Raw genomic sequence first — 11,627 nt, 5'->3', positions numbered from 1 at the left:
CAAATATTTGCAAAGGAGAATCATTATGGCATATCATGGAGTCGAACTGCAAAATTCTATCACCATCGAGAAAATATTCAGTATCCATTATTTTGAATATATGAGTAATTTCAGTTTTGCCGGGGAATCTCATAATTTCTGGGAATTTATCTGTGTAGACAAAGGAGAAGTCGGTGTTACCCGTGGAAAATCTTATACTATTTTAAAAAAGGGAGATCTCATTTTCCACAAACCGAATGAATTTCATGATGTAAAAGCAACCGGTGGGATTGCTCCCAATCTGGTCGTTATTTCTTTTGAATGTAACGATGATGCAATGTACTTTTTTAATGACCGTCTTTTACAAATTGACGAGACGGAACGTAATCTTCTTGCCAACATCATCATAGAAGCCCGCCGATGTTTCGACTGCCGCCTTGACGATCCTTATCTTCAGAATATGCCGCTGAAAGATCCGGACACGTTTGGCGCACAGCAGATGATCAAGCTTTATCTGGAACATTTTCTGATTCATCTGATCCGGCGCTACTCTAATCCGATCGTACTTTCAAAAAAACTTCCGAAGGCTGATCCTCCGAAAGTTACGAAAAGTAACAGTGATGCCGAGATTTTTGGCCGTATTGTGGATTATTTGGAAAGTCATCTGACAACACATGTAACCATTGACCAGATCTGCAAGGATAATCTAATCGGACGTTCCCAGCTCCAGAAGATTTTCAAAGAGCACTGCAGTCTTGGTATTATTGAATATTTTTCTATGTTGAAGATCAATGCTGCCAAAGAACTAATCCGGACTAACCGGATGAATTTCACTCAGATCGCAGAACACCTTGGGTATACCTCCATCCATTATTTTTCCAGACAATTCAAAAAAGTGTCCGGAATGACTCCTTCGGAGTATGCATCTTCGATTAAGGCTATGGCGGAGGGGGAATTCAAATAATTTTTCTTGGGATTTAATTTATTAACTGGGGAAGCGGCCTCTCAGTCCTTGAAGGAAACAATAGATAAGGCTTCTTGTTCAGGTTCCATACCATAAGAAACACTAAGAGAGTCAGAACCACCTAAAAGCAAAGGAACTACGCTCAAACTCGGCGTTCGCCTCAAACACGTTCGCTTCGTTCCTTTAACGGTGCTTCTGACTCTCTAACTGTTTCTAACAGCATTCCACATTCACAATAATCCTTATCTATTGTTTCCTTCAAGTCGTGACTGGCAGCGAATGTTAATAAATAAAATGCCCGGAAGTGTACCCCAGCGTAAGCCACTACGGTTACGCATTTGCCATTTCATTTGTAAGGCATTCGACACCCACGGAATAAAAAGTAGGAAGCTGTTCCAGTGAATGTGAAGAAGGTGTTGGAAATAGTTAAGCGTCAAAATTATGCGTTGGGTTTTCGAAATTTGCCTGTTTGAGCCGAATGGCGAGTTGCAAATTTCGGAAGCCCGTTTTTAGCATAATTTTGACGCTTTAGTATTTCCCACCGACGGAACCTGAACAGGAACGGCTTCCTACTTTTTATGCAGGTCCGGGTAGTCATGCCTTCTAAATTAAATCTCAATTTTAGCAAGCGCTGCCTCATCCCCAACCAACGTCACATCATTATGCAGCTGGAGAATAGAAGCCGGCACTTCCGGTGTGACCGGGCCGAAGAAAGCACGCTCTACGATATCTGCCTTGTTTTCTCCATTCACTACTATCAGTATCTTCTTTGCCTGCATGATTGTCTTAATTCCCATCGTATATGCCTGTTTTGGCACATCGTCGGCAGATGCGAAGAATCTCTTATTTGCCTCAATCGTACTCTCTGTCAGATCTACACAATGTGTTTCCTTTTCAAATGCTTCTCCCGGCTCATTGAAACCGATATGTCCGTTATGTCCGAGTCCGAGCAGCTGAAGATCCACACCGCCCAGTGAACGGATCAGTTCTTCATATCTTCCACATTCTTTCTCCGCATCCGGCTCCATTCCGTTCGGAACATTGGTCCTTTCCGGATCAATATTCACACGGTCAAACAGATGTTGATGCATAAAGTAATAATAGCTCTGATCATTCGTACGTGGCAATCCCTTGTATTCATCCAGATTTACTGTCGTAACCTCCGAGAAATCCAGATCTCCCTTGTTATACCATTCAACCAGCTGAGCATAAGTTCCGATTGGTGTAGATCCTGTTGCCAGTCCCAGTACACAGTTTGGTTTCATAATCACCTGTGCAGAGATGATATTCGCTGCTTTCCTGCTCATGTCCTTGTAATCTTTTGCTTTGTAAATTTTCATAAGTACAACCTCCCAATTGTATTTGTTACTTTCTTTTCAAAATTACTGCATTTTCAAAATACTCCGGCAGATGAAAATTCGGCTGTTCGCTTTCTACGCATCTGTACGCTGCATAATGTTCGTATTCCTTTGTTTCACAAATTTTATAGAAATTGCAGCGGAAATCGGATCCTTCCTGTAAATTCAATTTCCCGTATACCTGTTCCAGTATTTCTATCGGAAGCGTAAGATTCACATTCCATTGCTCTTCCTGTATTTCTGCGCTACATTTCATCTGCCGTATCATTTCCTTTAAATTGAAAAAAAGCCTCCATAGCGCTGTCCTTGTAAACCGGATCCTGATCTTTTTTATAAATTCGGAGAGGATTCTTCTCCACACACACAAGTTTGATATATAATCCTTCTCCCGGAACGAATCCAATATATCCATACGTTTTTGCAATCTTTTCTGTTCCCCATAACAGATTTTCGATTTTAAACAACTCTGCTGATTCTAATAACTCTTTGTTTTCTATCAACCGGACTTCCATATGCTGACTCCTGTTGCATGGTTAATGGCTTCTATCTCAATCTAACAAATATAACCGAGAAAAACAAGATTGTATAAAATCAAAGAGACAAACGTACAAAAAAATAAACCAATCGTGACAGCATTCTTTACGCAAAAAACCGCCAGTGCAATGCACTGACGGTTTTCAATATTCAATATTAGTCCTGTACGTATGGCATAAGAGCGATGTGACGTGCTCTCTTGATTGCTACTGTAAGAGCTCTCTGGTGCTTAGCGCAGTTTCCAGTAATTCTTCTAGGAAGAATTTTTCCTCTTTCAGAGATGTACTTTCTTAATTTTGCTGTATCCTTGTAATCGATCTCGTTATTCTCTTTTCCACAGAATACGCAAACTTTTTTTCTTCTGCGTCCGCCGCCTCTTCTCTTGAAGCCGCCTTCTGGACGATTTCCTTTATCGTAAGCCATTTTGGTTTCTCCTTTCAACAAAATGAAATGCGGCAAGTACCACAGCACGGTACTATTGCCTAATTAAAAGGTAATTCCTCATCAATTCCATCCGGAATGTTCATGAAGCCGTCACCTGCATCAGATACTGGTGTGGCTGGTGCCGGAGCCGGTGATGGAGCTGCCGCACGGAAACTTCCTGCATTGGCGTCGCTTACTGCCTTGCTTTCAGCAAATTCCTGATCCTCTACAACAACATCTGTTGTGTAAACTTTCTGACCTTCTTTATTGGTATAGCTTCCTGTCTGAATACGTCCGGTTACGATAACCTTCAGTCCCTGACGGAAATATTTCTCAGCAAATTCTGCACTTCTTCCGAAAGCAACGCATCCGATAAAGTCAGCTGTCTGCTCTCCGTCGTTGTTACGTCTGAATCTGCGGTCTACAGCTAATGTATATCTTGCGATTGCTGTAGAATTCTCACCCTGTGAATATCTTACTTCAGGATCTCTTGTCAAGCGTCCCATCAAAATTACTTTATTCATATTATACCTCTACTTCCTGCTTATGCATCCTGTCTAACGCATAAAAATCTGATAACGTTGTCCATAATGCGAATTCTCTGCTCGATTTCGCTTGGAGTCTCAGCATCAGACTCGAAGTGGATGAAATAGTAGTATGCTTCTTTCATCTTCTGAATCTCGTAAGCTAATCTCTTCTTACCCCATTCATCAACGTCAGAGATCTGTCCACCGAAACGTTCAACTAATGCTTTCACCTTTTCGATTACCTGAGCTCTTTCGTCGTCTTCGATTTTTGCACTGACAACAACAGCTAATTCATATTTGTTCATGTCGTCTTGCACCTCCTTCTGGTCTTTTGGCCCCCGCTCATCTTATGTGGGAGCAAGGATTTCTGTCTCTATTTTAGGACAGAATTATTGTATCACGAGTTCTTATGTTACCATAAAGTCTCGATTTTTTCAAGCTTTTTTCTTCAAATCTTTTGTATTTTTTTCTACCAATTTACGGGCGATCATGATCTGATGTCCGCATCCCATACATTTCAGTCGGAAATCTGCTCCAACCCTTAGTATCTCCCATTCTTTACTTCCACATGGATGTGGCTTTTTCATTGTTACCACATCTCCTATTTCATAGGTATATTCTTTCTTCATCACTGTTTCGTCTCCTCCTCTTTTACCCCTCTTACAACAAACCGGTGATTATCACTGGCGCTGGTACAGGTCGACAATGTAACGATCGTATCTGCCGTTGTCACTTCCACGCCGGTATTATACAGAGAAGTACTCTGCGTCATATTCAAAAATTCCTGATATTCTTCATCTGTTTCAAATGTTGTCTGATACGATTCCGAAGTGTCGACTACCTGTCCTGCCGAATAAATATGATATTTCAGAATTCTTCCATCAACGGTATATATGTAAAAATATGGATTATTCTTCCAGAATTCACGGGTATCATAATCCTGCAGGTGACGGAACATCGAACCGTCCCGCATTCTATGTCCATATATTACAGAGTTTTTATCCGAAAAATCCTTTTGATTGTCAACATTCAGGAAGATTGCTCCCAGCGTATTTTCGTTAGACGAAAATGTTTTCTTCAGATATTTACTGTTATCCGTTCCCTGAACAACCGGATAATTGATCTGACTCGGCTCATCCGGGAATCTGATCCATGCGATCGTATCCGGATTGATCTCCAGCAGTTTTTGAAAATCAACAGAAAATGTATCATCTCCGTCTTCACTATGATTTTTATCTTTATCATTTTTATTCTTATCATCCATCACCGCAAGTTTCCGCACTTTATCATACTCACTTCTTCCATCCAGATAACCTTTTCCGATCTTAAACAGTTGAAAGCCCGACACACAGAATACGATCAGTGCGATCACAAGAATCACATTGGCGATTATATTCCCTTTTTTCTTCCGCCTTCTTCCGCGGTGATGTTTTTTTCTTTCATTGTCTGCATTTTCATTTCTCATTCCGGATTCGATCCCTCCCTGTGCTGTTCTATTTTCTTTACTTTTTCGATTCCATAATCTCTACGATCGTCTTTTCCGTCCCTGTCATTCCTGGGGATGCGATCATTCCCATGTACTTCATAGTTGCTTCCGGGGTCCTGCCGTTGATTCCATGAATATTTTCTATGCAGATATCATCCATTGCCATATCTGTTGCACGGAATGCTGCATCTACTGCCACGATCCCTTTCATCGTACATCCGTGATTGCCTCCATCACAGATCATTCCGGTCAGACCGCTTGCCATATTCTGAATCACTTTTGTATGTTTTTCTCCATCCGCTCCCTGCAGATATGCCAGTCCACAGGCCATCCCGGTTCCGGCTGCAATCCCGCATCCGCAAAATGCCGATAATCTTCCTGAGTACTCTTTGATATACATCGTAATCAGATAGCTGAGTGCAGTTGCTCTCCACAGGGTCTCATCATCCGTCTTATCTTCATTGGCATGCCGGTACGCATACAACGGCATCGTCGCAATGATTCCGTGCGCACCGCTCCCGGTAATGCTCATAGCCGGTCTGGAAAGGCCCAGAACCCTGGCCTCTATCGCACCGTTACACAGTAATTGCGCAGTCTTAAGCGCATCCCGGGATATGATCCGGTTGCCATTCTCACGATAAAGTTTCTTTGCGAACACTGCCCTGTCCGAAGCCAGTCCTTCTTTTAATAATTCCAGATTCATCGTATACGCTTTTTCTATAAACGCAATCTCTTCAACCGGAACTGTATTTACATACCGCAGGATCTCTGCCAGGGAATATCCGTGAATTACCGGACGTGCCTGCTTTTTCCGGGATTCCTCCCTGTACATCTTATCTTCTGTCTCAAATATTACAATGCCGTCTTTTTCTATCTTTACGATATTCGTATGTGCATCCCGGATCATCACCTTACACCGGTTATTCTCCGTTGTCACCACGGCATCGATCGTGATCTCGGATCCGACATGATCCATAACCACTTCCACCAGACCGTCGCTCACCATCTGCGCCGCTTTCTCATCATCTTCCGGTGTGATATCTGCCAGCGATTCCAGTCCTTTTTCCGCATCTGCCGCTACCGCCCCAAGTGCCGCCGCATAATAGTTTCCGAATCTCTCCGAATTAGGAATTCCACAGGTAAATGCATTCTTGTACATACCGGAATTCAATGCCACATGTACATTTACAATCTTACCTTCCGTATATTTCTTCGCACTTGCCACGGCAAATGCGATAGCTCCCGGCTCGGTCACGCCAAGTGCCGGTTTCATATCTTCTCTGATCAGCTCCGTCAGTTTCTGCATATTCTGCCTCCTCCCCGTTATCAACCCTGTTCTACGAAATTAACATTCTTATCTTAACACATCCACCACAGTTTCTGCACTTTTCTCATCTAAAATCTTTAGAAATTTTAATACTCTGTTTATTGATTTTTCCTATTCCCGGCGTATGATTAAATGTATATTGCAAGTACTATTTTAAGAGGTGAATGAATTGAAACTAAAAGACAGATTTATACGTTTTATGTACGGAAGATATGGTGTTGATTCCTTTGGCAAATTTACCATCTGGGGATCCCTGATCCTTATGCTGATCGCAGGATGGACGCATCGGGGAATCCTTTCCTGGCTGGCATGGGCCGGTATCATCTATTCTTATTTCCGGATGTTTTCCAAAAATACTTACAAACGAGCCGCTGAGAATCAGAAATATCTGCAGATGACACGCGGCATCCGGACATTTTTCTACAGGCAGCGTAACATGATAACACAGCGCAAGACACACCACATTTACAAATGTCCGTCATGCAAACAGAAGATCCGTGTTCCAAAAGGAAAAGGCAAGATTGAGATCCGCTGCCCGAAGTGTAACACCAGATTTATCAAACGAAGCTAAGGAGTTCCCATGTTTGGTTATATTTCTATCAACAAAGCCGAGATGAAATTCAAAGATTATGATGTCTATCATTCTTATTACTGTGGACTATGCAAAGTCTTAAAAGAATGTTATGGTAGAAGAGGTCAGGTGACTTTATCCTTTGATATGACATTTCTTGTGATCCTGCTCACCGGTCTTTATGAACCGGACACAAAGACAGAGATGGTCCGTTGTATTGCACATCCCATGCAAAAGCATGCGGCAAAGACCAATGAATTTACTGAATATGCCGCAGCCATCAACATGCTGTTATCTTATTATAAGTGTGAAGATGACTGGGCAGACGAACACAGGAAGAAAGCTTTTGTTGCCGCAAAACTTTTGCATTCAAAGATAAAGAAGATTGAAAAATTATATCCCGTAAAATGTAAGGTCATCTCAGAAAATCTCGCCCAAATCTCAAAATATGAGGCAGAAAATGAACAGAATCTGGATCTTATGTCCGGACTTTTTGGCAATATCATGGCTGAGATTTTTGCATACCGCCACGATGAATGGGAATCCTCTCTTCGTAAGATCGGATTCTTCCTCGGAAAATTCATCTATCTGATGGATGCCTACGATGATGTCGAAAAAGACATCAAATCCGGCGGCTATAATCCATTCAAGAAGGCATACCTGGACGATCCTGCATTTGCAGATGACTGCCGCAGCCTTCTGACGCTTATGATGTCGGAATGCTCCAGGGAATTCGAACAGCTTCCGATACTGCTGCATGCAGAGATCTTGCGGAACGTTCTCTATTCCGGAGTATGGAGCAGATACACCGCCGTAACATCCGAAAGACTCGCCGGCAAGAATACACACAACGCTGCAGATACTGCTGACGGCAATTCCACTGTCGGTAGAACCACGAATGATAATCCACATCCTGACACAGATAATTCAACAACAGGAGATCAAGAACAATGACAGATCCATATAGTGTCTTAGGAGTATCCCGTGATGCTTCTGATGACGAAATAAAAAAAGCATATCGTAACCTCAGCCGAAAATATCATCCGGATGCCAATATCAATAATCCGAACAAGGATCAGGCAGAGGCGAAATTCAAAGAAGTCCAGCAGGCCTATCAGCAGATCATGAAAGAGCGGGAATACGGCTCTTCCGGGAATTACGGTCCATATAGCCAGAACGGATATGGTCCGTTCCGCGGCTTCTACGGAGAATACCGACAGACCGGTAATGCAGGTCAGGAAAGTGAGCAGGATCTTCACTTAAGAGCTGCTGCCAACTTCATCAACAACGGCCGGTATCAGGAAGCAATGAACGTATTAAACGGAATCAACGAGCATACTGCCCAGTGGTATTACTACAGTGCGATTGCCAATTCCGGTCTCGGCAACAATGCAACGGCCCTTCAGCATGCCAAAGAAGCGCTCCGCATGGAACCAGCCAACTATCAATACCAGATGTTAGTTAACCAGTTTGAAAGCGGCGGAAGCTGGTACCGCCAACGCCAGAATCCGTATACCACCACCTTCGGCGGCGGAAGCGACTGGTGTGTAAAATTATGTATTGCCAACATCGTCTGCAACTTATGCTGCAGCGGCGGAATGTGCTGCGGTGCCCCGGGCGGTTACAGCGGCGGCCATTATATGTAACTCATGAAATTTCAATGTAATCCAGATGTACAATAAATTGTGACCATCAGCAAACGCAAAAAGGAGGAATTCTTATGTTAGATTATCTTGTTTTATATCAGAGTGAATCCGGAAATACAAAGAAAATTGCTGCATCTATCTTCTCGCGCCTTCCCGGCAATTCCAAAGATCTGATCGATATCGATACAGATAAGACAATTCCGGAAGCCAATGTCTACTTCATCGGATTCTGCGTGCACCGCGGAAGCTGCAGTATGGAAGTCAGTGACTTCTTAAGTGACTTAAGCGGCAAACAGATCGCTTTATTCGGAACTTGCGGAATGGGGGATTCCCCGGAATATTATAAGGATATTGCCGGACGCGTCAGTGCCTGGATCGAAGCAGACAACGATTATCTTGGATATTTTATCTGTCAGGGAAAGATGCCGCAGAAGGTACGTATGAAGTATGAATCCATGAGAACTGACGAGAATAACGACCAGATCGACCGTTTTATCCAGAATTTCGATCTTGCACTTACTCATCCGGATGATCTGGATGTGGAGCATGCAAAAGTATTCGTCGATCATATGTTAAAGAAGATTCAATTATAATGAAATAATATACGAGAGGCTGCCACCGGCAGCTTTTCTTGTATTCTTTAATAAAAACACCCGGAAATAAATATTCCGGGTGTTTTTTATAAGAGGCGCCAACCAGATTTGAACTGGTGATAGAGGTGTTGCAGACCTTTGCCTTACCACTTGGCTATGGCGCCATGCCTTACGTACTGTTAAGTATAACAAATACGTAAGATGAAGTCAAGAAAATCTGTATGTTAAAATCCAAGATCTTCATTTACCAGAATGACTTTGATGCGCTGCGGTGTCTTGGAATATCTGGTGATCAGGATCTGACAGCAGATCGTATCCGGTGTTTTGCAGTCAAAACAGGCACCTGTTTTGCAACAAGGAGTGCTCAGGTTGAAACGCTGTGCATTGATCGGCGCGGCTTCATTTCTTGCACGGGACATGGCAGAATCTACATCGCGTGTAACTTTATTCATTCCGATGATCATCAACACATTCTGTGGTCCGGCAGCGATAGAGGATACACGGTTGGAATGTCCGTCAATATTGATCATAATTCCATCTTCCGTGATCGCATTTGCACTGGTCAGGAAGTAATCACAATCATATGCCGCAAGCTCGATCTTGCGCTTATCTTCCGGTGTCGGTGCGGTATCGCGGTTGTATACCTGATAATTTCCCTGACAGACAGCTTCTTTTAAGCCGATCTCATTGACAGACATGGAACCGCCCCAGGAGATGCTGCTTCCTTCCGGGATTAATTCCAATGCTTTCTTCAGAGCCTCTTCTTTGGAGTCTGTATAATAAGCTTCCATGTTGCGGGCTGTAAGTTCTTTTACAATCTTTGCGCCTAACATCTGGTTTCGTTTGATTCGATTCTGATCCATAATGAATCCCTCCCACGTTTATGTTGTTTAGATATTTCTACTTGAAATTATAACATAGATTCAGGTCTGCAGTCTTTGAAATAACGCAGAAGATGAGAAAATGAACATTTATATACTGCGCTTTTCCAGTCTTAAAATATAAAAAGAAAGCATGATGTCTGTCCGGTTCTCATTGGTCAGGATATCATAATCCAGAAGTTCTTTTATCTTATTCAGTTTATACGACAGCGTATTCTTATGACAATAAAGTGCATCTGCGGTATGGATGATACTACAGTCATGATCAAAGTAGACTTCCAGGATATGCAGATAATCGGTATGATGCACAGCGTCATAGTCAAGAATCGGGCCAAGTGTGGAGTTCAGGAAATCCGCTGTCAGCGATTGATTGTGGATATCGGCCAGAAGTTTGTATACACCAAGCTTATCGTACTCAAGGAAGTTCTTCGGGAGAGCAGTTTTGGTGAGCTGATAGGCGGTAAATGCGGTCTCGTAAGAGCGGTGAATGTCTGTAAGCTGCGAGACCGTAGTTCCGATCCCGACATAGACATCGGAGTTATTCTGACAGACATCGTAGAGCTTCTGAGATATATCGTTTACAGATTCACCGGCAAACAATACGATCAGATGCTTCCCTTCTTCATATACGATCCCTTTAGACATGAAATAACGGATCTTCTTTTCCAGCTGTTCCAGGTAAGAATTACCGGAATCACTGTCATAAGTGTGGCAGCTGATCATGAGGACAGTATAGTTCATGTCGCGGAAGAATCCATTGCTTTCCAGAGGATTCAGATAGGAGTCTTCATTCTCGGGGTAATAGATCGCATTTTTCAAAGCAGCGGCAAGACTGGTCTCGCGGTGTTCGTTTTTTAACAGAATCTCAGAAAAGATCCGCATGATATCAATGAACGGAGTGTCCCAGGAAGTGGAGAACAGCGGGAGTTGTATCTCATTGCAATAGTCGATAATCTCCTGGGAAAATGCAGGACGTGATTTTACAGAGATGATCAGTCCGCTGGCGTGCGCATCTTTCAATGACTTTAAGAACTCTTTCAGCCAGTCCTGAGAGGTAAAATTCAGACCGGAGTTAAAGATTAGTTCATCACCGTGGAGCAGATGGGAGAATTCACCCTGTTCGACGGTATGGATCCAGGTTACTTCTTTATCATAAAAACTATTGGTATGAAGGATGACATCAAATTGGTTGTTAATTGCTTCATACAGGGACTGTAATTTAATTGCCATAAGTGTGGTCCTCCTGATATATGTTGATCAGAGTATAGATATATTTTATCATAATTGTGTGCGACACACAATTTATAGAATAAAATCTGTCGATTAAAACTATATTCA

Annotated in this window: 16 protein-coding genes and 1 tRNA gene; 5 read left to right on the top strand and 12 right to left on the bottom strand. The window is 42.7% G+C overall.

From position 1 onward, the window contains the following. Positions 1-25 precede the first annotated feature (25 nt). Positions 26-943, top strand: a complete 918-nt coding sequence (locus tag NCY30_RS10420; protein ID WP_055304095.1) for an AraC family transcriptional regulator — start codon at positions 26-28, stop codon at positions 941-943. A 608-nt stretch (positions 944-1,551) separates the two neighbouring features. Here the strand turns inward: NCY30_RS10420 and nagB are convergent. From nagB to NCY30_RS10375, 9 genes are all read right to left on the bottom strand, one after another. Continuing rightward, positions 1,552-2,283 (bottom strand): glucosamine-6-phosphate deaminase, encoded by a 732-nt coding sequence (gene nagB, locus NCY30_RS10415; protein ID WP_055304096.1) that lies wholly within the window; start codon positions 2,281-2,283, stop codon positions 1,552-1,554. 25 nt (positions 2,284-2,308) lie between these two features. Beyond that, the gene (locus tag NCY30_RS10410; protein ID WP_243857059.1) at positions 2,309-2,557 is read right to left on the bottom strand and encodes a carbohydrate-binding family 9-like protein; all 249 of its coding nucleotides are present in this window, start codon (positions 2,555-2,557) and stop codon (positions 2,309-2,311) included. Then, positions 2,547-2,813 (bottom strand): hypothetical protein, encoded by a 267-nt coding sequence (locus NCY30_RS10405; protein ID WP_243857058.1) that lies wholly within the window; start codon positions 2,811-2,813, stop codon positions 2,547-2,549. The genes NCY30_RS10410 and NCY30_RS10405 overlap by 11 nt, the downstream gene beginning before the upstream one ends. Before the next feature lie 178 nt (positions 2,814-2,991). Next, entirely contained in the window at positions 2,992-3,258 is a 267-nt protein-coding gene (gene rpsR, locus NCY30_RS10400; protein WP_006427702.1) for a 30S ribosomal protein S18, read from the bottom strand. 59 nt (positions 3,259-3,317) lie between these two features. Continuing rightward, positions 3,318-3,782: a single-stranded DNA-binding protein gene (locus NCY30_RS10395; RefSeq protein ID WP_006427703.1), complete on the bottom strand. Its 465-nt coding sequence runs from the start codon at positions 3,780-3,782 to the stop codon at positions 3,318-3,320. A gap of 20 nt (positions 3,783-3,802) precedes the next feature. Further along, the gene (gene rpsF / locus NCY30_RS10390) at positions 3,803-4,090 is read right to left on the bottom strand and encodes a 30S ribosomal protein S6 (protein ID WP_006427704.1); all 288 of its coding nucleotides are present in this window, start codon (positions 4,088-4,090) and stop codon (positions 3,803-3,805) included. A 129-nt stretch (positions 4,091-4,219) separates the two neighbouring features. Further along, a complete protein-coding gene (locus tag NCY30_RS10385; protein ID WP_006427705.1) occupies positions 4,220-4,414 on the bottom strand; it encodes a DUF951 domain-containing protein in 195 nt (64 codons plus the stop codon). After that, positions 4,414-5,250, bottom strand: a complete 837-nt coding sequence (gene srtB / locus NCY30_RS10380; RefSeq protein ID WP_173784925.1) for a class B sortase — start codon at positions 5,248-5,250, stop codon at positions 4,414-4,416. Before srtB ends, NCY30_RS10385 begins: the two co-directional genes overlap by 1 nt. Positions 5,251-5,287: 37 nt before the next feature. Beyond that, positions 5,288-6,577: an L-cysteine desulfidase family protein gene (locus NCY30_RS10375; protein ID WP_055181977.1), complete on the bottom strand. Its 1,290-nt coding sequence runs from the start codon at positions 6,575-6,577 to the stop codon at positions 5,288-5,290. Positions 6,578-6,797: 220 nt separating this feature from the next. On the opposite strand from NCY30_RS10375, the gene NCY30_RS10370 reads away from it, so the two are divergent. The 4 genes from NCY30_RS10370 to bilS all read left to right on the top strand — a co-directional run bounded on the left by NCY30_RS10370 (position 6,798) and on the right by bilS (position 9,408). Further along, positions 6,798-7,169 carry a hypothetical protein gene (locus NCY30_RS10370; protein WP_006427708.1) on the top strand — a complete coding sequence of 124 codons (372 nt, stop codon included), beginning with the start codon at positions 6,798-6,800 and terminating at the stop codon, positions 7,167-7,169. A gap of 9 nt (positions 7,170-7,178) precedes the next feature. After that, entirely contained in the window at positions 7,179-8,123 is a 945-nt protein-coding gene (locus NCY30_RS10365) for a DUF5685 family protein (RefSeq protein ID WP_173784926.1), read from the top strand. Continuing rightward, complete coding sequence (locus NCY30_RS10360) at positions 8,120-8,815, top strand: DnaJ domain-containing protein (protein ID WP_173784927.1); 696 nt, start codon at positions 8,120-8,122, stop codon at positions 8,813-8,815. The genes NCY30_RS10365 and NCY30_RS10360 overlap by 4 nt, the downstream gene beginning before the upstream one ends. Before the next feature lie 74 nt (positions 8,816-8,889). Further along, a complete protein-coding gene (gene bilS / locus NCY30_RS10355; RefSeq protein WP_006427711.1) occupies positions 8,890-9,408 on the top strand; it encodes a flavodoxin family protein BilS in 519 nt (172 codons plus the stop codon). Positions 9,409-9,501: 93 nt separating this feature from the next. Here bilS and NCY30_RS10350 read toward each other — a convergent pair. The 3 genes from NCY30_RS10350 to NCY30_RS10340 form a co-directional block, all read right to left on the bottom strand. Continuing rightward, a tRNA-Cys gene (locus tag NCY30_RS10350) sits at positions 9,502-9,572 on the bottom strand. 60 nt (positions 9,573-9,632) lie between these two features. After that, positions 9,633-10,271: a lactate utilization protein gene (locus NCY30_RS10345; RefSeq protein WP_173784930.1), complete on the bottom strand. Its 639-nt coding sequence runs from the start codon at positions 10,269-10,271 to the stop codon at positions 9,633-9,635. Positions 10,272-10,379: 108 nt separating this feature from the next. Continuing rightward, complete coding sequence (locus tag NCY30_RS10340; RefSeq protein WP_173784929.1) at positions 10,380-11,519, bottom strand: PucR family transcriptional regulator; 1,140 nt, start codon at positions 11,517-11,519, stop codon at positions 10,380-10,382. Positions 11,520-11,627 lie beyond the last annotated feature (108 nt).

Source organism: Dorea sp. MB18-49 (assembly GCF_023669465.1).
In the GTDB taxonomy this organism is placed as follows: domain Bacteria; phylum Bacillota; class Clostridia; order Lachnospirales; family Lachnospiraceae; genus Dorea_A; species Dorea_A longicatena.
This window is presented reverse-complemented; position numbering and strand designations above follow the sequence as displayed.

Bases quoted from the DNA above. Each gene is read 5' to 3' on its own strand.
- NCY30_RS10385 (WP_006427705.1), bottom strand. From the start codon at position 4,414: ATGAAGAAAGAATATACCTATGAAATAGGAGATGTGGTAACAATGAAA.
- NCY30_RS10340 (WP_173784929.1), bottom strand. From the start codon at position 11,519: ATGGCAATTAAATTACAGTCCCTGTATGAAGCAATTAACAACCAATTT.
- nagB (WP_055304096.1), bottom strand. From the start codon at position 2,283: ATGAAAATTTACAAAGCAAAAGATTACAAGGACATGAGCAGGAAAGCA.
- rpsF (WP_006427704.1), bottom strand. From the start codon at position 4,090: ATGAACAAATATGAATTAGCTGTTGTTGTCAGTGCAAAAATCGAAGAC.
- NCY30_RS10375 (WP_055181977.1), bottom strand. From the start codon at position 6,577: ATGCAGAAACTGACGGAGCTGATCAGAGAAGATATGAAACCGGCACTT.
- NCY30_RS10370 (WP_006427708.1), top strand. From the start codon at position 6,798: ATGTACGGAAGATATGGTGTTGATTCCTTTGGCAAATTTACCATCTGG.
- NCY30_RS10410 (WP_243857059.1), bottom strand. From the start codon at position 2,557: ATGAAATGTAGCGCAGAAATACAGGAAGAGCAATGGAATGTGAATCTT.
- rpsR (WP_006427702.1), bottom strand. From the start codon at position 3,258: ATGGCTTACGATAAAGGAAATCGTCCAGAAGGCGGCTTCAAGAGAAGA.
- NCY30_RS10420 (WP_055304095.1), top strand. From the start codon at position 26: ATGGCATATCATGGAGTCGAACTGCAAAATTCTATCACCATCGAGAAA.
- bilS (WP_006427711.1), top strand. From the start codon at position 8,890: ATGTTAGATTATCTTGTTTTATATCAGAGTGAATCCGGAAATACAAAG.
- NCY30_RS10345 (WP_173784930.1), bottom strand. From the start codon at position 10,271: ATGGATCAGAATCGAATCAAACGAAACCAGATGTTAGGCGCAAAGATT.
- NCY30_RS10365 (WP_173784926.1), top strand. From the start codon at position 7,179: ATGTTTGGTTATATTTCTATCAACAAAGCCGAGATGAAATTCAAAGAT.
- NCY30_RS10360 (WP_173784927.1), top strand. From the start codon at position 8,120: ATGACAGATCCATATAGTGTCTTAGGAGTATCCCGTGATGCTTCTGAT.
- NCY30_RS10395 (WP_006427703.1), bottom strand. From the start codon at position 3,782: ATGAATAAAGTAATTTTGATGGGACGCTTGACAAGAGATCCTGAAGTA.
- NCY30_RS10405 (WP_243857058.1), bottom strand. From the start codon at position 2,813: ATGGAAGTCCGGTTGATAGAAAACAAAGAGTTATTAGAATCAGCAGAG.
- srtB (WP_173784925.1), bottom strand. From the start codon at position 5,250: ATGAGAAATGAAAATGCAGACAATGAAAGAAAAAAACATCACCGCGGA.